Origin of the sequence: Agrobacterium tumefaciens (assembly GCA_025559845.1) — a bacterium.
GTDB lineage: Bacteria > Pseudomonadota > Alphaproteobacteria > Rhizobiales > Rhizobiaceae > Agrobacterium.
In genome coordinates this window covers 2,798,105-2,818,909 of sequence record CP048469.1, presented here as the reverse complement: position 1 = coordinate 2,818,909, position 20,805 = coordinate 2,798,105, and the positions used below count along the sequence as shown (strand labels likewise).

At 57.8% G+C, this 20,805-nt stretch carries 21 protein-coding genes; 18 read left to right on the top strand and 3 right to left on the bottom strand.

Going from position 1 to position 20,805, the window contains the following annotated elements; genetic code table 11:
* The first annotated feature begins 15 nt into the window (after window positions 1–15).
* From FY156_14100 to FY156_14090, 3 genes are read left to right on the top strand one after another with little or no spacing between them, the layout of a single operon-like run.
* Complete coding sequence (locus tag FY156_14100) at window positions 16–309, top strand: YciI family protein (protein ID UXS02516.1); 294 nt, start codon at window positions 16–18, stop codon at window positions 307–309.
* A gap of 6 nt (window positions 310–315) precedes the next feature.
* Window positions 316–759, top strand: a complete 444-nt coding sequence (locus FY156_14095) for an EVE domain-containing protein (protein UXS02515.1) — start codon at window positions 316–318, stop codon at window positions 757–759.
* Between the two features lie 10 nt (window positions 760–769).
* A complete protein-coding gene (locus FY156_14090; GenBank protein ID UXS02514.1) occupies window positions 770–1,414 on the top strand; it encodes a methyltransferase in 645 nt (214 codons plus the stop codon).
* Between the two features lie 43 nt (window positions 1,415–1,457).
* Here FY156_14090 and FY156_14085 read toward each other — a convergent pair whose 3' ends face one another.
* The gene (locus tag FY156_14085; GenBank protein ID UXS02513.1) at window positions 1,458–1,826 is read right to left on the bottom strand and encodes a hypothetical protein; all 369 of its coding nucleotides are present in this window, start codon (window positions 1,824–1,826) and stop codon (window positions 1,458–1,460) included.
* A 305-nt stretch (window positions 1,827–2,131) separates the two neighbouring features.
* Here FY156_14085 and sdhC point away from each other — a divergent pair, with 305 nt between their 5' ends.
* The 15 genes from sdhC to FY156_14010 all read left to right on the top strand — a co-directional run bounded on the left by sdhC (window position 2,132) and on the right by FY156_14010 (window position 18,671).
* The gene (gene sdhC, locus FY156_14080) at window positions 2,132–2,524 is read left to right on the top strand and encodes a succinate dehydrogenase, cytochrome b556 subunit (protein UXS02512.1); all 393 of its coding nucleotides are present in this window, start codon (window positions 2,132–2,134) and stop codon (window positions 2,522–2,524) included.
* Between the two features lie 12 nt (window positions 2,525–2,536).
* Window positions 2,537–2,917, top strand: a complete 381-nt coding sequence (sdhD, locus tag FY156_14075; protein ID UXS02511.1) for a succinate dehydrogenase, hydrophobic membrane anchor protein — start codon at window positions 2,537–2,539, stop codon at window positions 2,915–2,917.
* Window positions 2,918–2,924: 7 nt separating this feature from the next.
* Window positions 2,925–4,769: a succinate dehydrogenase flavoprotein subunit gene (locus FY156_14070; protein ID UXS02510.1), complete on the top strand. Its 1,845-nt coding sequence runs from the start codon at window positions 2,925–2,927 to the stop codon at window positions 4,767–4,769.
* Between the two features lie 17 nt (window positions 4,770–4,786).
* Window positions 4,787–5,566 carry a succinate dehydrogenase iron-sulfur subunit gene (locus FY156_14065; protein UXS02509.1) on the top strand — a complete coding sequence of 260 codons (780 nt, stop codon included), beginning with the start codon at window positions 4,787–4,789 and terminating at the stop codon, window positions 5,564–5,566.
* A gap of 205 nt (window positions 5,567–5,771) precedes the next feature.
* The gene (locus FY156_14060) at window positions 5,772–6,311 is read left to right on the top strand and encodes an AprI/Inh family metalloprotease inhibitor (protein ID UXS02508.1); all 540 of its coding nucleotides are present in this window, start codon (window positions 5,772–5,774) and stop codon (window positions 6,309–6,311) included.
* Window positions 6,312–6,361: 50 nt separating this feature from the next.
* Window positions 6,362–7,525, top strand: a complete 1,164-nt coding sequence (locus FY156_14055; protein ID UXS02507.1) for a cell division protein ZapE — start codon at window positions 6,362–6,364, stop codon at window positions 7,523–7,525.
* 179 nt (window positions 7,526–7,704) lie between these two features.
* Window positions 7,705–8,667, top strand: coding sequence for a malate dehydrogenase (gene mdh, locus FY156_14050; GenBank protein ID UXS02506.1), 963 nt, complete (start codon window positions 7,705–7,707; stop codon window positions 8,665–8,667).
* 31 nt (window positions 8,668–8,698) lie between these two features.
* Window positions 8,699–9,892 carry an ADP-forming succinate--CoA ligase subunit beta gene (gene sucC / locus FY156_14045; protein ID UXS02505.1) on the top strand — a complete coding sequence of 398 codons (1,194 nt, stop codon included), beginning with the start codon at window positions 8,699–8,701 and terminating at the stop codon, window positions 9,890–9,892.
* A 19-nt stretch (window positions 9,893–9,911) separates the two neighbouring features.
* Window positions 9,912–10,814, top strand: a complete 903-nt coding sequence (gene sucD, locus FY156_14040) for a succinate--CoA ligase subunit alpha (GenBank protein ID UXS02504.1) — start codon at window positions 9,912–9,914, stop codon at window positions 10,812–10,814.
* A gap of 171 nt (window positions 10,815–10,985) precedes the next feature.
* Window positions 10,986–13,982 carry a 2-oxoglutarate dehydrogenase E1 component gene (locus FY156_14035; protein UXS02503.1) on the top strand — a complete coding sequence of 999 codons (2,997 nt, stop codon included), beginning with the start codon at window positions 10,986–10,988 and terminating at the stop codon, window positions 13,980–13,982.
* 56 nt (window positions 13,983–14,038) lie between these two features.
* Window positions 14,039–15,265 carry a 2-oxoglutarate dehydrogenase complex dihydrolipoyllysine-residue succinyltransferase gene (gene odhB / locus FY156_14030; protein ID UXS02502.1) on the top strand — a complete coding sequence of 409 codons (1,227 nt, stop codon included), beginning with the start codon at window positions 14,039–14,041 and terminating at the stop codon, window positions 15,263–15,265.
* Window positions 15,266–15,330: 65 nt separating this feature from the next.
* The gene (locus FY156_14025) at window positions 15,331–15,978 is read left to right on the top strand and encodes a LysE family translocator (protein UXS02501.1); all 648 of its coding nucleotides are present in this window, start codon (window positions 15,331–15,333) and stop codon (window positions 15,976–15,978) included.
* Window positions 15,979–16,042: 64 nt separating this feature from the next.
* A complete protein-coding gene (locus tag FY156_14020) occupies window positions 16,043–17,449 on the top strand; it encodes a dihydrolipoyl dehydrogenase (GenBank protein UXS02500.1) in 1,407 nt (468 codons plus the stop codon).
* Window positions 17,450–17,559: 110 nt separating this feature from the next.
* Window positions 17,560–18,060, top strand: coding sequence for a cytochrome b (locus FY156_14015; GenBank protein UXS02499.1), 501 nt, complete (start codon window positions 17,560–17,562; stop codon window positions 18,058–18,060).
* A 122-nt stretch (window positions 18,061–18,182) separates the two neighbouring features.
* Window positions 18,183–18,671: a DUF2867 domain-containing protein gene (locus FY156_14010; protein ID UXS02498.1), complete on the top strand. Its 489-nt coding sequence runs from the start codon at window positions 18,183–18,185 to the stop codon at window positions 18,669–18,671.
* Here FY156_14010 and FY156_14005 read toward each other — a convergent pair.
* Window positions 18,655–19,749 carry a polysaccharide biosynthesis protein GumN gene (locus FY156_14005; protein ID UXS02497.1) on the bottom strand — a complete coding sequence of 365 codons (1,095 nt, stop codon included), beginning with the start codon at window positions 19,747–19,749 and terminating at the stop codon, window positions 18,655–18,657. The two genes, FY156_14010 and FY156_14005, sit on opposite strands and share 17 nt — an antisense overlap.
* Before the next feature lie 80 nt (window positions 19,750–19,829).
* Window positions 19,830–20,777, bottom strand: coding sequence for a tyrosine recombinase XerC (locus tag FY156_14000; GenBank protein UXS02496.1), 948 nt, complete (start codon window positions 20,775–20,777; stop codon window positions 19,830–19,832).
* Between the last annotated feature and the right edge of the window lie 28 nt (window positions 20,778–20,805).

The following is a 20,805-nucleotide window of genomic DNA, read 5'->3' as shown; positions in this document are numbered from 1 at the left end:
AATGAGGAGACGAGAATGCTGTTTGCTTTTATCTGCAAGGACAAGCCTGGCCATCTGAACGTGCGCATGGATACGCGTCCGGCGCATCTGGAGCACCTGAACAAGCTGAATGCCGAGGGAACGCTGAAGATCGCCGGCCCGTTTCTGGATAGCGAAGGCAAGCCGAATGGCAGCCTGGTTATCGTCGAAGCGGCCGATATCGATGCTGCCAAGGCGCTGGCCGATGCCGATCCCTATGCAAAGGCAGGATTGTTCGAGAGCGTTGATGTAAAGCCCTACAACTGGGTCTTCAACAATCCGGGAGCGTAATTGGCGATGGCGAATTACTGGCTGTACAAATCTGAACCGTTCAAATGGTCCTGGGAGCAGCAGAAAGCCAAGGGCGAAGAGGGTGAGGAGTGGACCGGCGTTCGCAACTATCAGGCGCGCAACAACATGCGCGCCATGAAGATTGGCGACAAGGGCTTCTTCTATCACTCCAATGAGGGGCTGGACGTCGTCGGCATCGTTGAGGTTTGCGAGCTGTCGCGGCCGGATTCCACTGCGGAAGGCGATGCCCGTTGGGACTGCGTGCATATCAAGGCTGTCCGCGACATGCCGAAGTCCGTTTCTCTGAAGGACGTGAAGGCGAACCCTAAGCTTGCCAACATGTCGCTGGTCACCTCGATGCGGCTTTCTGTGCAGCCGGTGACCGAAGAGGAATATTTCGAGGTCTGCCGCATGGGTGGTCTCGACAATCCTCCTCTTTCGCCAGAATGATGCTGAAGGCGTGAAGACCGATCCCGAACGTTTCATCCTCGACAACACCGGCATCATGCGTCCTCCGCATGTGCCGGAACTGCAGCTCCATCTGGCGACAGAGGCCCATGATCTGTGGCTGAAGACGCAAGAGGAGCTGGAGGAGATCGGTTTGCCACCGCCGTTCTGGGCCTTTGCCTGGGCGGGAGGGCAGGGCCTTGCCCGCTTCGTTATCGATCATCCTGAAAGCGTGCGGGGAAAGCGCGTGCTGGATTTCGCAAGCGGCTCGGGCATGGTTGCCATTGCAGCCGCGATGTCCGGAGCCGCAGCGGTGGAGGCCGTCGACATCGATCCCTGGGCGGGAGCGTCGGTGGCTTTGAATGCTGCGCTGAACGGCGTCGATGTTGCGTTTTCGGCGGCCAATCTCATCGGTCAGGACATCGGCGCCGAGGTGCTGCTTGCCGGTGACGTGTTTTATGACCGTTCTTTCGCTGATCTGCTGGTGCCTTGGTTACGGCATCTGGCGACACAGGGCGTTACCGTTCTGGTTGGTGATCCCGGCCGAGCTTATCTTCCGAAAGATCGCCTTGAGGCAATGGCTACCTATCAGGTGCCGGTGACGCGTGCGCTGGAAGACAGCGAAATCAAGAAGACAACCGTCTGGCGGTTTGTCTGAGCTGGGGACAGAGAAAGTTCTCCAACGGATTGAAGCGGGTCGCTCATGGGCGGATCACGCAGACACCATGCTCCCAGGCACAGGCTTCGTTCGCCGTTACGGCATTCACCTTGATGATTTTGGCTCTCGGGGCAGGCTGCAATCCGATCGAAGCGGGTCTGTTTCCAGAGGACAAACCACCGCCAATGGCAAAGTAGTTGCCGTTGCCACGGACTCTCAGCGCGGCAATAGCACCGCTGTAGGTGCCGCCGGGGAGCGTGGAGGGCAGGCCATCGGTTGAAAAGCTGGTCTGCTGCTGCTGGTGCCGATTATTATGGCGATAGCTGAAATTCTCTGCTGACGCGGAAGGCAAAACCGTGAAAATGAGGCTTGCGAATGCAAGGGAGAAGCCGGCGATTCGACGCAGTAACATGATCCTTTTTCTCCGGTTTTTTTAGTTAACAAAATGTAAATTACAGCATTTCTGATTTACGTAAAGGTCAAAAATTTCGGGCTGGTGATCTTGGAAACGCTCGACTTTTTATTTTTGCGACACTTTTTTTGCAAAAAATCGTCCGACCCAATCGATTAAATTCGAATCGACCGTGGAATCTGCTTGTGGTGATGTTCCCATGCGATTAAACGTCGCGGTTGGTGCAATGCACATTCTTTCGTCATGTGCTGTTGCTTGGGGGCGTTCGCAGTTGCGGGCGCACGGGAAAACGCCGCGAGGTTCTGATGGCGAACACGACAAATAATCGGCCTTTGTCGCCGCATCTTCAAGTCTACAAGATGATTCCGACGATGGCCGCATCCATCGTGCACCGTATTACGGGCGGCGCACTGTATTTCGGCACGCTACTCGTCGCCTGGTGGCTGATCGCCATTTCGACCGGCGAGGCTTATTACGCCTGGGTCGACTGGGCGATGGGCACCATCATCGGCAAGCTCATCCTGATCGGTTATACTTGGGCGCTTGTTCATCACCTGCTGGGCGGTTTGCGCCACTTCATGTGGGACCTGGGACACGGTTTCGACAAGCACTTCACGACCAAGCTTGCGAAGGCTTCCTTCGTCGTGTCGATCTGTCTGACCGCGCTGATCTGGGTCATCGCCCTGATCGTGCGCTGAGGAGATATTTTCATGGATATGCGTACACCTCTCGGCAAGGTCCGCGGTCTTGGCTCCGCCAAGGAAGGCACAGAGCATTTCTGGCGTCAGCGCGTCACGGCTGTTGCCAACGTTCCTCTGCTGATCTTTTTCGTGATCTTCCTGATCAAGTATGCTGGCGCTCCCTATGCGGACGTCGCCGCTGCGCTGTCGAACCCGCTTGTTGCGGTGATCATGGGTCTGGTGGTCGTTTCCGGCCTCATCCACATGAAGCTCGGCATGCAGGTGATCATTGAAGACTACATTCACGCCGAGGTCCCGAAGCTCGTTCTTCTGATGCTCAATACGTTTTTCGCGATTCTGGTTGGCGGCCTTTGCGTCTTCGCCATTCTGAAAATCGCATTCGCAGGATAATCCGGTCATGGCATCTCCAAGTTCACCTTCCCAGAATGGCAAGGCCTACACCTATGTCGATCACTCCTATGATGTGATTGTTGTTGGTGCCGGCGGTGCTGGTCTTCGCGCCACGCTCGGCATGGCCGAGCAGGGGTTCCGCACGGCCTGCATCACCAAGGTTTTCCCGACGCGTTCGCATACGGTCGCGGCTCAGGGCGGTATTGCCGCTTCGCTGACCAACATGACGCCCGACTGTTGGCAGTGGCACCTTTACGACACCGTAAAGGGCTCTGACTGGCTCGGCGACGTCGACGCCATGCAGTATCTCGCCATGGAAGCGCCCAAGGCGGTCTATGAGCTCGAGCACTATGGTGTTCCGTTCTCGCGTAACGCGGAAGGCAAGATTTACCAGCGCCCATTCGGCGGCCACATGCAGAACTATGGTGAAGGCCCGCCGGTGCAGCGCACCTGCGCCGCAGCCGACCGTACAGGTCACGCCATCCTGCACACGCTTTACGGCCAGTCGCTGCGCAACAACGCGGAATTCTTTATCGAGTATTTCGCGCTCGACCTCATCATGTCGGATGACGGCAGCCGTTGCACCGGTGTCGTCGCCTGGAACCTTGATGACGGCACGATCCATCGTTTTTCCGCCAAGATGGTCGTTCTGGCCACCGGCGGTTACGGCCGCGCCTATTTCTCGGCGACCTCCGCGCATACCTGCACGGGCGACGGCGGCGGTATGATCGCACGCGCGGGCCTTCCGCTTCAGGACATGGAATTCGTTCAGTTCCACCCAACCGGTATCTACGGCGCAGGCTGCCTGATTACCGAGGGTGCACGCGGTGAAGGCGGTTATCTCGTCAACTCCGAAGGTGAACGCTTCATGGAGCGTTACGCGCCTTCGGCCAAGGATCTTGCCTCGCGTGACGTCGTGTCCCGCTGCATGACCATGGAAATCCGCGAAGGCCGTGGCGTTGGCAAGAACAAGGACCACATCTTCCTGCACCTGGATCACCTCGATCCGGCGATCCTGCACGAGCGCCTTCCGGGTATCTCCGAAAGCGCCAAGATTTTTGCCGGTGTGGATGTGACGCGCGAGCCGATCCCGGTTCTGCCGACGGTTCACTACAACATGGGTGGCATTCCGACCAACTATTGGGGCGAAGTGCTGAACGCTGACAGCAGCAATCCAGAGCGTGTCATTCCCGGCCTGATGGCTGTTGGTGAAGCCGGTTGTGCATCGGTTCACGGTGCTAACCGTCTCGGTTCCAACTCGTTGATCGACCTCGTTGTGTTCGGCCGCGCAGCGGCAATCCGCGCTGCAGAGGTGATTGACCGTGCAGCGCCGGTACCGGCGTTGAACGTTGCAGCCTGTGACAAGATCATGGAGCGCTTCGACAGCCTGCGTTACGCCAATGGCGCAACGCCAACCGCTGTTCTGCGCGATAAGATGCAGCGCGCCATGCAGGACGACGCTGCGGTGTTCCGTACACAGGAATCGCTTGAGAGCGGTTGCCGCCGGCTCTCGGCGATCTGGAAGGAACTGCCGGATGTCAAGGTTACCGACCGCTCGATGGTCTGGAACTCCGATCTGGTCGAAACGCTGGAACTGCATAACCTGATGGCCAACGCCATCACCACGGTTTACGGCGCGGAAGCCCGCAAGGAAAGCCGCGGTTCGCATGCGCGTGAAGACTTCGTGGACGGCCCGTTTGCCGGTCGTGACGACGTCAACTGGCGCAAGCACACGCTCGCTTGGGTCAGCCCGGAAGGCGACGTGAAGCTAGACTACCGCCCTGTTCACACCGAACTGATCGCCGATGGCATCGATCCCAAGAAGATCGCGCCGAAGGCGCGCGTCTACTGATTTGAGAGGAATTGGACATGGTTGAACTTGCTCTCCCCAAAAACTCTCAGATCAACGAAGGCAAAGTCTGGCCGAAGCCGGACGGTGCCAAGAATGTTCGCGAATACCGGGTCTATCGCTGGAATCCGGACGACGGTCAGAATCCGCGCATCGATACCTATTACATCGATGTCGAGGATTGCGGCCCGATGGTTCTCGATGCGCTTCTCTACATCAAAAACAACATCGATCCGACGCTGACGCTGCGCCGTTCCTGCCGCGAAGGCATTTGCGGTTCGTGCGCGATGAACATCGATGGCACGAACACACTCGCCTGCACCAAGGGAATGGATGAGATCAACGGTACCGTAAAGGTCTATCCGCTGCCGCACATGCCGGTTGTGAAGGATCTCGTTCCTGATCTCAGCAACTTCTACGCCCAGCATCGTTCGATCGAACCCTGGCTGAAGACGGTTTCGCCGACGCCTGCCAAGGAATGGAAGCAGAGCCATGAAGATCGTCAGAAGCTGGACGGCCTTTACGAGTGCATTCTCTGCGCTTGCTGCTCGACCTCCTGTCCCAGCTACTGGTGGAACGGCGACCGTTATCTCGGCCCGGCTGTTCTGCTGCAGGCTTATCGTTGGCTGATCGACAGCCGCGACGAGGCAACCGGTGAGCGTCTCGACAACCTCGAAGACCCTTTCCGCCTTTATCGTTGCCACACCATCATGAACTGCGCGCAGGCCTGCCCGAAGGGGCTGAACCCTGCCAAGGCCATCGCAGAAATCAAGAAGATGATGGTCGAGCGTCGCGTTTGACGGCGGTTTCCGGCAATCAGGAATATCAGGGCCGCGGGCAAAACCGCGGCCTTTTTTCGCAACCGAATGATGAGAAATTTCGGTAAAAATCGACTAAAACGGCAATTATCGTTGCCGTCGCTTGCTTACGATAAGGCTTTAGTAATAATTCGGCCTTCTTGTTCGAACATGGTCTTTCCGGAAGCGAGAGAATCGGGAGTTTGATATGCAATTCAGATATATGGTAACAGGTCTCGCCGTTGTGATGAGCCTTGCCGGTTGCCAGCGCACCTCCTACGATTACAACAACAACAGCGGTAACCCTGGTTACACGCCGCCGCTTCAGGCACAGCCCGTTCCATCCGTTCAGTCTGGCGCCCTGCCTCCGCCCGGTGGCGCATCTGGCAGCCAGTTCCCGACGGCTCCGACATCGGCGGCGCCCGGTGGCACCAATGTCGCTTCGGCTGCTCCGCCGCCCGCCGCTCTTGATGTGACCAAGGAATCCATGGTCGGCAACTGGCGCGTTTCAAATGCAGGCGCAAGCTGCGACATGTTCCTAACGCTCACCAACCTCGGTAGCGGTTCGCGTGGTGGCACCCGTGGCTGCGCAGGCGAACTTACGGCAATGGGCTCATGGGAGGTTTCCGGCAAGATGGTCCTCTTCAAGGATCGTTCCGGCAATACCATCGGTCGCGTTTACAAAAGTGCCGATGCACGTTTCGACGGCACGACGAACAGCGGTCAACCGCTCAGCCTTAGCCGATAATCCCTGTCTTGGCGGACGCAGCCTTGCGTCCGCACCGAGGGCGCGTCCTCATGCAGCCATTGCCCGATTACAATCATAGTGTCGTTGAACAGCTCAACGCGCTGACAGCAGCCGGCACCTTGCAGGCGGACGCTGCTCAGCTTGGTGTTGCAGCCCATCTCGATCGCATCCTCACAGATCTCAAAGCCCGCAAGCCTGCCAAGAAAAAAAGTGCTCTTGGCTGGATGTTTGCACGTAAGCCCGGGCCTTCAGCGGCTGTGAAGGGACTTTATGTCTATGGCAGCGTCGGGCGCGGCAAGACAATGCTAATGGACATGTTTTATGAAATGGCACCTGTCGCGGCCAAGCGACGTTGCCACTTCCATGAGTTCATGGCGGACGTACATAACCGGGTGCATGCACATCGGCAGAAGCTGAAAAACGGTGAAACCAAGCAGGCCGACCCAATCCCCCCTGTGGCAGCGCAAATTCTGGCTGAGGCGGAGCTTCTCTGCTTCGATGAATTCACGGTGACGGACATTGCTGACGCGATGATCCTGGCGCGGCTTTTCAGCGAATTGTTCGCCAATGGTTGTACGCTGGTCACGACATCGAATGTCGTGCCTGACAATCTCTACAAGGATGGCCTCAATCGCGGCCTTTTCCTGCCTTTTGTGGATTTGCTCAAAAAACATGTCGAGGTGGTGTCGCTCGACAGTCCTACCGACTACCGAATGGAAAAGCTGGAGAGCCTGCCCGTTTACGTGACGCCGCTTGATGGCGCCGCCGATCAGGCAATGGACATGGCCTGGCGGCATATGACGGCGGGGCATCTGGTTGCACCCACCGAAATCCCCATGAAGGGCCGTTCCATTCTGGTTCCGAAGGCTGCCGGCCGTGTTGCACGTTTTACCTTCTCCGATCTTTGCGAGAAGCCACACGGCGCTTCCGATTTTCTGGCGATCGCCAACCGTTTCGATACCGTGTTCGTCGATCACATTCCGTTGCTCGATGCCGACAAGCGCAATGAGACAAAGCGTTTCATCATCCTGATCGACGCTCTATATGATCACAGTGTGCGGCTTTTTGCGTCTGCGGCGGCTATGCCTGAAAACCTTCTGGGCAAACGCAAGGGCACTGAAGGTTTCGAATTCGATCGCACCGCCTCGCGCCTTTTCGAAATGCGAAGTGCGGACTATCTGGCTCTCCACCACGAAAAACGGCAGAGAGTTTGACATTCTTGTGACGCAATTTCTTACGTTTACGTAAGAAATTATGCATCTAAACGATTGAAAATACTCGCCACAAAAGAATCTGTTGCCAATTCTGGTCAATAGGGCTAATCGGGGTGCGACAATTTTGCCCCCCCACTTCGTGTGGTGAAATTGAATTGAAGCTCGAGAGGAAGCATTCGATGGCTCGCAAAAAGATTGCACTTATTGGTTCTGGCATGATCGGCGGTACGCTGGCACATCTCGCCAGCCTGAAAGAACTGGGCGATATCGTCCTCTTCGATATTGCTGATGGTATCCCGCAGGGTAAGGGTCTGGATATTGCCCAGTCCGGCCCGGTCGAAGGTTTCAATGCAAAGCTCTCGGGCGCTTCCGACTACGCCGCCATCGAAGGCGCTGATGTCTGCATCGTCACCGCAGGCGTTGCCCGCAAGCCGGGCATGAGCCGCGACGATCTTCTCGGCATCAACCTCAAGGTCATGGAGCAGGTCGGCGCCGGCATCAAGAAATATGCCCCGAACGCATTCGTGATCTGCATCACCAATCCGCTCGATGCCATGGTCTGGGCACTTCAGAAGTTCTCCGGCCTGCCGAAGAACAAGGTCGTCGGCATGGCTGGCGTTCTCGACAGCGCGCGCTTCCGTCTTTTCCTCTCGGAAGAGTTCAATGTTTCCGTTCAAGATGTCACCGCCTTCGTGCTCGGCGGCCACGGCGACACGATGGTGCCGCTTGCTCGCTACTCCACCGTTGGCGGCATTCCGCTGACGGACCTCGTCAAGATGGGCTGGGTCACGGCTGAGCGTCTCGAGCAGATCATTCAGCGCACCCGTGACGGCGGCGCCGAAATCGTTGGCCTGCTGAAGACCGGTTCTGCCTATTATGCTCCGGCCGCCTCGGCAATCGAAATGGCTGAGTCCTACCTCAAGGACAAGAAGCGCGTTCTGCCGGCAGCAGCTTACCTTTCCGGCCAGTACGGCGTTGACGACATGTATGTCGGCGTACCCACCATCATCGGTGCCGGTGGCGTCGAGCGCATCATCGAAATCGAACTGAACAAGGACGAGGAAGCTGCTTTCCAGAAGTCCGTCGGTGCCGTTGCAGGTCTTTGCGAAGCCTGCGTCAACATCGCTCCGTCGCTGAAGTAATAGCCGAAGCGGCTCAAACAGGGATTATTCCATGAATATTCACGAATATCAGGCCAAGGCTCTCCTCAAGGGCTACGGTGCGCCGGTTGCTGAAGGCGTTGCCATTCTCAAGGTCGAAGAAGCCGAAGCTGCTGCAAAGCAGCTTCCTGGCCCGCTCTACGTGGTCAAGAGCCAGATCCATGCTGGCGGCCGCGGCAAGGGCAAGTTCAAGGAACTCGGCCCGGACGCCAAGGGCGGCGTTCGCCTGGCAAAGTCCATCGAGGAAGTTGTTTCTCACGCCAAGGACATGCTCGGCAACACGCTGGTTACCGCGCAGACCGGCGACGCCGGCAAGCAGGTCAACCGTCTCTACATCGAAGACGGCGCTGACATCGCTCGCGAACTCTATTGCTCGCTGCTGGTAGACCGCTCTGTTGGTCGCGTTGCTTTCGTTGTTTCGACCGAAGGTGGCATGGACATCGAAGCCGTTGCTCACGACACGCCCGAGAAGATCCACACCATCGCGATCGACCCGGAAGCTGGCGTAACCGAGGCTGATGTCGCCGCCATCAGCAAGGCTCTCGAGCTTTCCGGCGTTGCTGCTGAAGATGCGAAGTCGCTCTTCCCGATCCTCTACAAGGCGTTCAACGAGAAGGACATGGCTCTTCTCGAAATCAACCCGCTGATCGTCATGGAAAATGGCCATCTGCGTGTTCTCGATGCCAAGGTTTCCTTCGACGGCAACGCCCTTTTCCGTCACGACGACGTGAAGGCGCTGCGCGACGAAACCGAAGAAGACGCCAAGGAAATCGAAGCCTCCAAGTGGGACCTTGCTTACGTGGCGCTCGACGGCAACATCGGCTGCATGGTCAACGGCGCCGGTCTAGCCATGGCGACGATGGATATCATCAAGCTGTACGGTAAAGAGCCTGCAAACTTCTGCGACGTCGGCGGTGGCGCTGGCAAGGAGAAGGTCGCGGCTGCCTTCAAGATCATCACGGCTGACCCGAAGGTCGAGGGCATCCTCGTCAACATTTTCGGCGGTATCATGAAGTGCGACGTTATTGCCGAGGGCGTTATCGCCGCGGTGAAGGAAGTGGGCCTCAAGGTTCCGCTCGTTGTACGCCTCGAAGGCACCAATGTGGAACTCGGCAAGAAGATCCTGAACGAATCCGGTCTCGCTATCACGGCAGCCGACGATCTGGACGATGCGGCCAAGAAGATCGTTGCCGCGGTGAACGGCTAATTTTGAAGGATCTGAATTAATGTCTATTCTCGTCAATAAAGACACGAAGATCCTTGTTCAGGGTCTGACCGGCAAGACCGGCACCTTCCACACCGAGCAGGCGCTTGCTTATTACGGCACGCAGATGGTCGGTGGTATCCACCCTTCCAAGGGCGGCACCAACTGGACTGGCTCCAAGGGCGAAACGCTGCCGATCTTCGCAAGCGTTGCCGAAGGCAAGGAAAAGACCGGTGCAGACGCGTCCGTGATCTACGTTCCGCCGGCAGGTGCCGCTGACGCGATCATCGAGGCGATCGATGCGGAAATCCCGTTCATCACCTGCATCACCGAAGGTATTCCGGTTGCGGACATGGTCCGCGTCAAGGCTCGCCTCGACCGTTCGAAGTCCCGTCTTCTCGGCCCGAACTGCCCAGGTATCATGACGCCGGAAGAGTGCAAGATCGGCATCATGCCGGGCTCCATCTTCCGCAAGGGTTCTGTCGGTATCGTTTCGCGCTCCGGCACGCTGACCTACGAAGCTGTGTTCCAGACCTCGAACGAAGGCCTTGGTCAGACGACGGCCGTCGGTATCGGTGGCGACCCGGTCAAGGGCACCGAGTTCATCGACGTGCTGGAAATGTTCCTGGCTGACGAAGCAACCACTTCGATCATCATGATCGGCGAAATCGGCGGTGCGGCTGAAGAAGATGCGGCACAGTTCCTCATCGACGAAGCCAAGAAGGGCCGCAAGAAGCCGATGGCCGGCTTCATCGCGGGCCGTACTGCTCCGAAGGGCCGTACCATGGGTCACGCTGGTGCAGTTGTTTCCGGCGGTAAGGGTGACGCAGAGTCCAAGATCGCTGCCATGGAAGCAGCAGGCATCAAGGTTTCGCCCTCGCCGGCGCGCCTTGGCAAGACACTGGTTGAAGTCCTCAAGGGCTAAGACCACATGAGACCGCATCGGGTGGTCCCGCGCTTCATGCGATGAGACTACCCGATGATTTGCACGAAATGACTGGCCGCTTCGGCGGCGACATACCAAACAATTAAAGCGGCAGGCCGGCTAACGGCCCTAACGGCATCGAGGAGGCGGACGGCGCGTCCGCAAAACACAATGGCAAGGCAAGAAGCGAACGAGCAGTTTCAGATCACGTCGTTTCTGGACGGCGCGAATGCGGCCTATATCGAGCAGCTCTATGCCCGGTACGAAGAGGACCCCTCTTCCGTGTCGCCGGAGTGGCAGAGCTTTTTCAAGGGATTGGCCGAAAACCCTGACGACGTGAAGAAGGCCGCCAAGGGCGCGTCCTGGAAGCGTTCGAACTGGCCCATTCCGGCCAATGGCGATCTGGTTTCCGCTCTGGACGGCAACTGGGCCACGGTCGAAAAGGCTGTCGAGAAAAAGGTTCAGGCGAAGGCTGAGGCCAAGAGCGCCGAGACCGGCAAGCCGGTCAGCGAAGCGGAAGTGCTTCAGGCGACGCGCGACAGTGTTCGCGCCATCATGATGATCCGCGCTTATCGTATGCGTGGCCATCTGCATGCCAAGCTCGATCCGCTTGGTCTTGCTGCACCCGTCGAAGACTATAACGAGTTGTCTCCGAAGTCCTATGGCTTCGAGGAGAGCGACTACGACCGCAAGATTTTCATCGATAACGTGCTCGGTCTGGAATACGCCAGCGTTCGCGAGATGATCGATATTCTCGAGCGCACCTACTGCTCCACCATCGGTGTCGAGTTCATGCACATGTCCAGCCCGGAAGAAAAAGGCTGGATTCAGGAACGTATCGAAGGTCCGGATAAAGGCGTTGCTTTCACAGCCGAAGGCAAGAAGGCCATCCTTTCCAAGCTGATCGAAGCTGAAGGCTACGAGCAGTTCCTGGACGTTCGTTTCAAGGGTACCAAGCGCTTCGGCCTCGATGGCGGTGAATCGCTGATCCCCGCGCTCGAGCAGATCATCAAGCGTGGCGGCCAGGACGGTCTCGAAGAGGTTGTTCTCGGCATGGCCCACCGTGGCCGTCTGAACGTTCTGACCAACGTTATGGGCAAGCCGCACCGCGCCGTGTTCCACGAGTTCAAGGGTGGTTCGTTCAAGCCTGATGATGTCGAAGGTTCTGGCGACGTCAAGTACCACCTCGGCGCTTCCTCCGACCGCGAGTTCGATGGCAACAAGGTTCACCTGTCGCTGACAGCAAATCCGTCGCACCTCGAAATCGTCAACCCGGTTGTCATGGGCAAGGCCCGTGCCAAGCAGGACCAGCTTGCCAAGGTCTGGGACGGCGACATCATTCCGTTGTCCGAGCGCGCCAAGGTTCTGCCGTTGCTGCTGCACGGCGATGCTGCTTTCGCAGGTCAGGGTGTCGTTGCTGAAATCCTCGGCCTGTCCGGCCTGCGTGGTCACCGCGTTGCCGGCACCATGCACTTCATCATCAACAACCAGATCGGCTTTACGACGAATCCGGGCTTCTCGCGCTCGTCGCCTTATCCGTCCGACGTTGCCAAGATGATCGAAGCGCCGATCTTCCACGTCAACGGTGACGATCCGGAAGCCGTTGTCTATGCGGCCAAGGTTGCTACCGAATATCGCATGAAGTTCCACAAGCCTGTTGTGGTCGACATGTTCTGCTACCGGCGCTTTGGCCACAACGAAGGCGACGAGCCGGCGTTCACGCAGCCGAAAATGTACAAGGTCATCCGCGCTCACAAGACCGTCTCGACACTGTATGCTGAGCGCCTGATCGCCGAAGGCCTCCTGACCGAAGGCGAATTCGAGAAGATGAAGGCCGACTGGCGCGCGCATCTCGAGCAGGAATTCGAAGCCGGCCAGAGCTACAAGCCGAACAAGGCCGACTGGCTGGACGGTCAGTGGTCCGGTCTGCGTGCTGCCGACAATGCCGATGAGCAGCGTCGCGGCAAGACCGGCGCTCCGATGAAGCAGCTCAAGGAAATCGGCCGCAAGCTGTCGACCATTCCGGACGGCTTCAAGGCGCACCGCACCATCCAGCGTTTCATGGAAAACCGTGCGCAGATGGTTGAGACCGGCGAAGGTCTCGATTGGGCCATGGCGGAAGCACTGGCCTTCGGTTCGCTCGTCGTCGATGGTCACAAAATCCGTCTGTCCGGTCAGGATTGCGAACGCGGTACCTTCTCGCAGCGTCACTCGGTTCTCTACGATCAGGAGACAGAAGAGCGTTACATTCCGCTTGCAAACCTCGCGCCGACGCAGGCCCGTTACGAAGTCATCAACTCGATGCTTTCGGAAGAAGCCGTTCTCGGTTTCGAATACGGCTACTCGCTGGCTCGCCCGAATGCACTGACGCTTTGGGAAGCCCAGTTCGGTGACTTCGCCAACGGTGCACAGGTCGTGTTCGACCAGTTCATCTCGTCTGGTGAACGCAAGTGGCTCCGCATGTCCGGTCTCGTCTGCCTTCTGCCGCACGGCTATGAAGGTCAGGGTCCGGAACACTCCTCGGCTCGTCTGGAACGCTGGTTGCAGATGTGCGCCGAAGACAACATGCAGGTCGCAAACGTTACGACGCCGGCGAACTACTTCCACATCCTGCGCCGTCAGATGAAGCGCGACTTCCGCAAGCCGCTGATCCTGATGACGCCGAAGTCGCTGCTGCGTCACAAGCGCGCCACGTCTTCGCTGGCCGAGCTTGCCGGTGAGTCCTCCTTCCATCGCCTGCTTTGGGACGATGCGGAAGTCATCAAGGACGGTCCGATCAAGCTGCAGAAGGACTCGAAGATCCGTCGCGTCGTCATGTGCACGGGCAAGGTCTACTACGATCTGCTGGAAGAGCGCGAAAAGCGCGGCATCGACGATGTGTACCTGCTTCGTATCGAGCAGCTTTATCCGTTCCCGGCCAAGGCGCTCATCAACGAGCTGAGCCGCTTCCGCAATGCGGAGATGGTATGGTGCCAGGAAGAGCCGAAGAACATGGGCGCGTGGTCGTTCATCGACCCGTATCTCGAATGGGTTCTGGCTCATATCGACGCCAAGTATCAGAAGGTCCGCTACACGGGCCGTCCGGCTGCCGCCTCTCCGGCGACGGGCCTTATGTCCAAGCATCTGGCGCAGCTTGCTGCGTTCCTGGAAGACGCGCTGGGAGAGTGAAAACTCTCCCGCATCGCCCCTCGTTGAAAAAGACACCTGAATAACGGAACTAGATCATGGCCACTGAAATCCGCGTACCAACCCTCGGCGAATCCGTTAGCGAAGCGACCGTCGGCACCTGGTTCAAGAAGATCGGCGACACCGTAAAGGCCGATGAGCCTCTGGTGGAGCTGGAAACCGACAAGGTTACCGTTGAAGTCCCGTCGCCCGTTTCCGGCGTATTGACGGAAATCGTTGCCCAGAACGGTGAGACCGTCGGTCTCGACGCTCTGCTCGGTCAGATCGCCGAAGGCGCTGCTGGCACTGCGACTGCAACTCCTGCCGCTGCGCCCGCACCGGCTGCCGCACCTGCACCGGCTGCTGCTGCCGCTGCTGCACCTGTTGCCAGCTCCATGCCGCCAGCACCTGCTGCCGGCAAGCTGCTTGCTGAAAACAACCTCTCTGCTGACCAGGTTGATGGTTCCGGCAAGCGTGGCCAGGTTCTCAAGGGTGACGTTCTGGCCGCTGTCGCCAAGGGCGTTTCCGCACCAGCCGCCGCACCGGTTCCGGCAGCTCCTCGTCCGGTTTCTGCCGAGCAGGATGCTGTTCGTGAAGAGCGCGTGAAGATGACGCGTCTGCGTCAGACGATCGCGAAGCGCCTCAAGGACGCCCAGAACACGGCTGCAATGCTGACCACCTACAACGAGGTGGACATGTCTGCGGTGATGGATCTGCGTAACCGCTACAAGGACGTGTTCGAAAAGAAGCATGGCGTAAAGCTCGGCTTCATGGGCTTCTTCACCAAGGCTGTCACGCACGCCCTGAAGGAACTCCCAGCCGTTAACGCTGAAATCGACGGCACCGACATCATCTACAAGAACTATTGTCACGTTGGCATGGCTGTCGGCACGGACAAGGGTCTTGTTGTTCCGGTTATCCGTGACGCCGACCAGCTTTCCATCGCTGGCGTTGAGAAGGAACTCGGCCGTCTCGCCAAGGCAGCACGTGACGGCTCGCTTGGTATGGCCGACATGCAGGGCGGCACCTTCACCATCACCAACGGTGGTGTCTACGGTTCGCTGATGTCTTCGCCGATCCTCAATGCACCGCAGTCGGGCATCCTCGGCATGCACAAGATCCAGGAGCGTCCGGTCGCCATTGGCGGTCAGGTCGTCATCCGTCCGATGATGTATCTTGCGCTCTCCTACGATCACCGTATCGTTGACGGCAAGGAAGCCGTAACCTTCCTCGTTCGCGTCAAGGAAAGCCTGGAAGATCCGGAGCGTCTGGTTCTCGATCTCTAAGAAGCACACCGAGCGGGGGCTGCGGTAACGTTGCCCCCGTTTTCATGGTTGGTGGAGAATAGTCCGTGCATCAGTATCTGATCGAACTTGCGTCCCTGATGGCCATTTTCTCCTTCGCCATCGTTTCTCCCGGTGCAGACCTTGCGATGGTCATGCGTCAGGCGATGGTGCATGGACGTCGGCAGGCAATCATCACCAGCTTTGGTGTCGGAACGTCGCTGATGTTCCATGTCACCTATACGATCCTCGGACTTGGTCTGATCATTTCCCAGTCGATCTATCTCTTCAATATCGTCAAGTGGCTCGGTGTCGCCTATCTCATTTATATCGGGATCAAGGCGCTGCGGGCCGGCAAGACCGAAATGCCTGCTGCAGAGGATGAGATCAGCGGCTCTGCCAGAAAAAGCGAGCAGACGGCTTTGAAAGCCTTCACGCTGGGCTTTGCCGCGAATGCGCTGAACCCGAAGCCGGTTTTCTTCTTTCTGTCGATTTTCTCGACGGTGGTTCATGCCCATACCCCTGTTGCCATCAAGTTTGGCTATGGGTTGGTGATGGCCAGTTGCCTGATCGCCTGGTTTGTTGGCGTCAGCCTCTTCATGACCACGCCGCGCATGCGCGCGGCATTTGCCCGCGCCAGCCAGTGGATCGATCGTACCAGCGGCGTGGTGTTCATCGCTCTCGGTATAAAACTCGCAACGGAAAAAGCGGCCTGATTTTCAGGTCAAACGAAGTTGGGCAGCGCACACTGTCTGTCCGCAATCAATCAGGAACACGAATATGGCATACGATGTAGTTGTAATCGGTACAGGCCCCGGCGGTTATGTCTGCGCGGTCAAGGCAGCCCAGCTTGGTCTGAAGGTGGCTGTTGTTGAAAAGCGCGCGACCTATGGCGGTACCTGCCTCAATGTCGGCTGCATTCCCTCCAAGGCTCTTCTGCACGCTTCCGAAACCTTCGCGCACGTTGCTCATGGCGTCGATTCGCTCGGTATCGAAGTCGCTGCACCGAAGCTCAACCTCGACAAGATGATGGCGCACAAGGACGGCGTGGTGAAAGCCAACGTCGATGGCGTCTCGTTCCTGTTCAAGAAGAACAAGATCGACGCTTTCCAGGGCACCGGCAAGGTCGTTTCCGCCGGCAAGGTCTCCGTCACCAACGACAAGGGCGAGACCCAGGAAATCGAAGCGAAAAACATCGTCATCGCGACCGGTTCCGATGTTGCCGGCATTCCTGGCGTTCAGGTCGAAATCGACGAGAAGGTCATCGTTTCCTCGACCGGCGCAATTGCACTCTCGAAGGTTCCTGAAAAGCTGATCGTCGTTGGCGGCGGTGTCATCGGCCTCGAACTGGGTTCGGTCTGGGGTCGTCTTGGTGCCAAGGTTACGGTCGTTGAATATCTCGACAACATCCTCGGCGGCATGGATGGTGAAGTTTCCAAGCAGGCGCAGCGCCTGTTTGCCAAGCAGGGTATCGACTTCAAGCTCGGTGCCAAGGTAACGGCCGTCGAGAAGGGTGCGAGCGGCGCGAAAGTGGTGTTCGAGCCGGTCAAGGGCGGTGCGGCTGAAACGCTGGAAGCCGATGTGGTACTGATTTCCACCGGCCGCAAGCCCTACACCGAAGGTCTCGGCCTCGCGGAAGCGGGTGTTGCTCTTGATAGCCGCGGTCGCGTCGAAATCGACGGTCATTTCAAGACCAACGTTCCCGGCATCTACGCTATCGGTGATGTTGTGAAAGGCCCGATGCTGGCACACAAGGCCGAAGACGAAGGCGTCGCGCTGGCGGAAATTCTCGCTGGCCAGCATGGTCACGTCAATTACGACGTCATTCCGGGCGTCGTCTATACACAGCCGGAAGTCGCCTCCGTTGGTAAGACCGAAGAGGAACTGAAGGCTGCAGGCGTTGCCTACAAGGTCGGCAAGTTCCCGTTCACGGCCAATGGCCGTGCCCGCGCTATGCAGGTTACGGACGGCTTCGTGAAGATCCTTGCCGACAAGGAAACCGACCGCGTTCTCGGTGGTCATATCGTCGGCTTCGGCGCAGGTGAAATGATCCACGAAATTGCTGTTCTGATGGAATTCGGTGGCTCTTCGGAAGATCTCGGCCGCACCTGCCACGCACATCCGACGATGTCGGAAGCGGTCAAGGAAGCGGCTCTCGCAACCTTCTTCAAGCCGATCCACATGTAATCGGCAGAATTAAATTTTAGTCATTCGGATAACCCCGGCTTGCCATGCAGGCCGGGGTTTTTCATATTTGCACTGAAAGCGTGTCTAACCTTTTGATAAAAGGCAATAAAATGGCATCTTCCAGTCAAGTTTCCTTTTCCAGGCCACAGCGCGTCCTTCATTGGGCGATGGCACTCCTGATCTTCTTCAATCTTTTGTTTCCGGATGGCATGGAGCATGCCTACCGACTGATGAGGCGAGGGGAGGCGTTGACGTCCGATCAGATCTCCTCCGCCAATATCCACGCCTATGTCGGCTTTGCCATTCTGGGGCTCGCACTTCTCAGGCTCTGTCTTCGTTTCTTGCAGGGTGTTCCTCCGCATCCGAAAAATGAGCCGCGCCTGTTACAGATTGCCGCGTCCATCGCGCATTTCACCTTCTATGCGCTGTTTTTCATCCTGCCTCTGTCCGGCATCGCTGCCTATTACTTCGGAGTGCAGGCGGCTGGGCAATTGCATTCCGGTCCGTTCAAGGTGCTGATGTGGGTGTTGATCGTCGCGCATATTGCCGCAGCCTTCGTCCACCAGTTCTATTGGAAGACGGATGTGGTGAAGCGCATGACACATGGGTAAGCGACGGTTTGTCACCTTGGCACCGCACTGCCTAACGTGAAATCTACCCTCTGAAGTGCCTAGCCGAAAAATAGAAACAAACTTTCGGCCGCGTAGGCGCTCTCGTATCGAGGGGTGCTCATATGCGTGACGTCGAGACAATTCTTGCAAAAGCCGACTGGTGGGATCGTTTCAGTGGGGAGCTGATTTCGGCGGATGCCGACTCCTTGCAAGTCAGCCAGATGCTGTTGGAACATCCGCCAGGCTGGATTAGCGGCTTGATGTCGCTTCGAAACCGGATCGTCGCTATTGCGGGCTTGAAAACGGTCGCGTTTGTGGCTGGTGCATCGGCAGGTGGTTTTCCTGTTGTGTCATCGACACCGCAACGTACCGTCCTTGGTTTCGATGACCGTCACCTGAATTTCCGCATCGTTGTCGACATCAGAGAAGGAGCGGATCGAAGGTATCTCGATGTAACAACGCTCGTTCGGCGTAACAATCTGTTGGGACGCCTCTATTTACTGGCGGTTGGGCCTTTTCATCGTCGCATCGTACCGGCGACGATGCGGCCGATATGTGTGAATGTCAGGCCTGTCATTCGGGAAGACGGCAAATCTACTCGACGCGCGTGACCTTGAAGCCCTGGGCACGCAGCAGTTCGATTACGCCTTCTGAACCGGGAAGGTGCAGCGCTCCAACAGCCATGAAAACATTGCCCTTTTCAAGTTCGGGGGCTGCGCGCTCTGCCATGACGTGATTGCGGTCGGTGATGATCCGCTGTTCGAAGGCGGCGTATCCCTGCTCACTTGTTCCTGCGGTCTTCGTGTCGAGGCTTTTGAGCATCGGCATTGTCATGCCAATGTCGCCACTGACGTAGAGATCTGTCATGGTTGCCATGACGTCGTCCATCCGGTCACCCAGTTCCAGCGTCTCGATCAGCGACTGCAGGTGAAACTCCATGGGAAGTTCCGACATTGCCGTCAGTTGCTCGACCATCGTTTCGAGGCCAATAAGGCGTTTGCCATTCTTCAGAGCATCCTCGGCCAGCTTCTTGTCCAGGAAGGAAGCGCCAGCAGCCTTGCGCGTAAACTCGCAGGCAGGAAGGGCAACGAAGCCCGACAGCATCCATGGTTTCATGCGCGAAACGGCATTCAGCGGAATGCCGCGGTCTTTCAGTCCCTTCTCAAGCCGGGCAGCATTTTCAGGGGAAAGGATGTCGGTGATGGACTTGCCATCCAGAAACATGGTGAGTTCGGGTTTGCTCAGCAGCGACACCGCGACTTTCTGCTCGTCGACGATTTCGTCAGACTCGACGATCACAGCGCCAGCTTTTTCAAAAGCTTCTTTCGCGCCGTTTGGCATGTCCAGAACCCGTGGGTCGGTCACATGCATCGTCCCCAGAAGGTAGGATGGCTCAGCCCCTGACTTTTCAATCCGCCAGAACGTGCCTTTGCCGTTCGGAATGGCCGCGGCTTCCTGCTCGATCGCCTGGTATCGTTGCGGATCGTTCTTCTGCATGGCGACAAGAATATCGGCGCCGCCACAGCTTGTTTCCTGTGGGGCCGCCGCCGCTTCACCAAGTGAAAGCAGGGTCATCAGAAGGATTGCAAGGGCAGTCACATGCAGCAAGGCGAGCAGCCAGAGGACGGCATCTCCCGCTTTTCCCATGAGGGCCAGTGTCAGGTTTTGGGGTTTGTTCAGACTATGCATGGGCGTTATCCGGTTCTGGATCGCTTATAGACCGGCGGCTTGGATGCCTGGTTAATGCTTATGGTTAAGCATGTCTTAATTCAGGCGCGCGGGTGAGCGCTATCGTAGATCTCCAGCAGTCTCGCCGTGTCGACGCCGGTATAGACTTGCGTGGTCGACAGGCTGGCATGACCCAGCAGCTCCTGAATTGTGCGAAGATCGCCGCCACCGCCCAAAAGATGGGTGGCGAAGGAATGGCGCAGTGCATGCGGGGTGGCATTTTCCGGCAGCCCGAACGCTGCCCTGAGTTTCTGCATTTCCCGCTGGATAATGGCAGGCTGCAATTTGCCGCCACGGGCGCCAAGGAAAAGCGGCTCATTGGCTGGGAGATGATGAGGGCAGAGCTTTTTGTAGCTTTCAACGGCCTCAAGTACGATCGGGAGAAGCGGGACGATACGTGTCTTGTTGCCTTTGCCGGTTATGCGCAGGCTACGCGCTTGCGTCGTGAGATCGTCGGGCGTCAGGTCGAGAGCCTCAGAGATGCGAAGCCCGCAGCCATATAGCAACGCCAGCACGGCTGCGTTGCGCGCGGCAATCCACGGTTCGTCCGACAGCTGCGCTTGCGCGGTGGTGATTTTAAGCGCCTGTCGATCAGTCAGTGGTTTGGGCAGGGATTTGGGCTGTTTAGGCGCGCGCATGGCGGTCGCGCCAGCCGCATTCACCAGGCCCTTTTTTTGCAGATGCCGAAGGAAGGATCGCAATCCCGCAAGATGGCGGCCGAGAGAGCGGGCGCCGGCACCTTCCTTTCGACGGCTTGCCAGGAAACCGCGAAGATCTGCAGGACGAAGATCGGCAATATCGGCGACCCGCGTCGGTCTGCCGACATAGCCCGTCATGAATATCAAAAACTGGCGGGTATCGCGCTCATAGGCCTCGACCGTGTTGTCCGACAGACGCCGTTCGCCGGCGATGGCGGCCAACCAGATCTCGCGCTCCTTTAGCAAGGTGGTGTCGGCGAAGGTGAGAATTTCGTTCACGGCGATCTCCATTTCCGTGACCCAATCTAGCCGTTTATGG

What these genes read in the sequence shown, in the direction of transcription:
- FY156_14060 (UXS02508.1), top strand. Translation starts at nt 5,772, where the DNA reads ATGCAATTCAGATATATGGTAACAGGTCTCGCCGTTGTGATGAGCCTT.
- FY156_14035 (UXS02503.1), top strand. Translation starts at nt 10,986, where the DNA reads ATGGCAAGGCAAGAAGCGAACGAGCAGTTTCAGATCACGTCGTTTCTG.
- FY156_14020 (UXS02500.1), top strand. Translation starts at nt 16,043, where the DNA reads ATGGCATACGATGTAGTTGTAATCGGTACAGGCCCCGGCGGTTATGTC.
- sdhD (UXS02511.1), top strand. Translation starts at nt 2,537, where the DNA reads ATGGATATGCGTACACCTCTCGGCAAGGTCCGCGGTCTTGGCTCCGCC.
- FY156_14005 (UXS02497.1), bottom strand. Translation starts at nt 19,749, where the DNA reads ATGCATAGTCTGAACAAACCCCAAAACCTGACACTGGCCCTCATGGGA.
- FY156_14000 (UXS02496.1), bottom strand. Translation starts at nt 20,777, where the DNA reads ATGGAGATCGCCGTGAACGAAATTCTCACCTTCGCCGACACCACCTTG.
- sucC (UXS02505.1), top strand. Translation starts at nt 8,699, where the DNA reads ATGAATATTCACGAATATCAGGCCAAGGCTCTCCTCAAGGGCTACGGT.
- FY156_14065 (UXS02509.1), top strand. Translation starts at nt 4,787, where the DNA reads ATGGTTGAACTTGCTCTCCCCAAAAACTCTCAGATCAACGAAGGCAAA.
- FY156_14095 (UXS02515.1), top strand. Translation starts at nt 316, where the DNA reads ATGGCGAATTACTGGCTGTACAAATCTGAACCGTTCAAATGGTCCTGG.
- FY156_14015 (UXS02499.1), top strand. Translation starts at nt 17,560, where the DNA reads ATGGCATCTTCCAGTCAAGTTTCCTTTTCCAGGCCACAGCGCGTCCTT.
- sdhC (UXS02512.1), top strand. Translation starts at nt 2,132, where the DNA reads ATGGCGAACACGACAAATAATCGGCCTTTGTCGCCGCATCTTCAAGTC.
- odhB (UXS02502.1), top strand. Translation starts at nt 14,039, where the DNA reads ATGGCCACTGAAATCCGCGTACCAACCCTCGGCGAATCCGTTAGCGAA.
- sucD (UXS02504.1), top strand. Translation starts at nt 9,912, where the DNA reads ATGTCTATTCTCGTCAATAAAGACACGAAGATCCTTGTTCAGGGTCTG.
- mdh (UXS02506.1), top strand. Translation starts at nt 7,705, where the DNA reads ATGGCTCGCAAAAAGATTGCACTTATTGGTTCTGGCATGATCGGCGGT.
- FY156_14055 (UXS02507.1), top strand. Translation starts at nt 6,362, where the DNA reads ATGCAGCCATTGCCCGATTACAATCATAGTGTCGTTGAACAGCTCAAC.
- FY156_14070 (UXS02510.1), top strand. Translation starts at nt 2,925, where the DNA reads ATGGCATCTCCAAGTTCACCTTCCCAGAATGGCAAGGCCTACACCTAT.
- FY156_14085 (UXS02513.1), bottom strand. Translation starts at nt 1,826, where the DNA reads ATGTTACTGCGTCGAATCGCCGGCTTCTCCCTTGCATTCGCAAGCCTC.
- FY156_14010 (UXS02498.1), top strand. Translation starts at nt 18,183, where the DNA reads ATGCGTGACGTCGAGACAATTCTTGCAAAAGCCGACTGGTGGGATCGT.
- FY156_14100 (UXS02516.1), top strand. Translation starts at nt 16, where the DNA reads ATGCTGTTTGCTTTTATCTGCAAGGACAAGCCTGGCCATCTGAACGTG.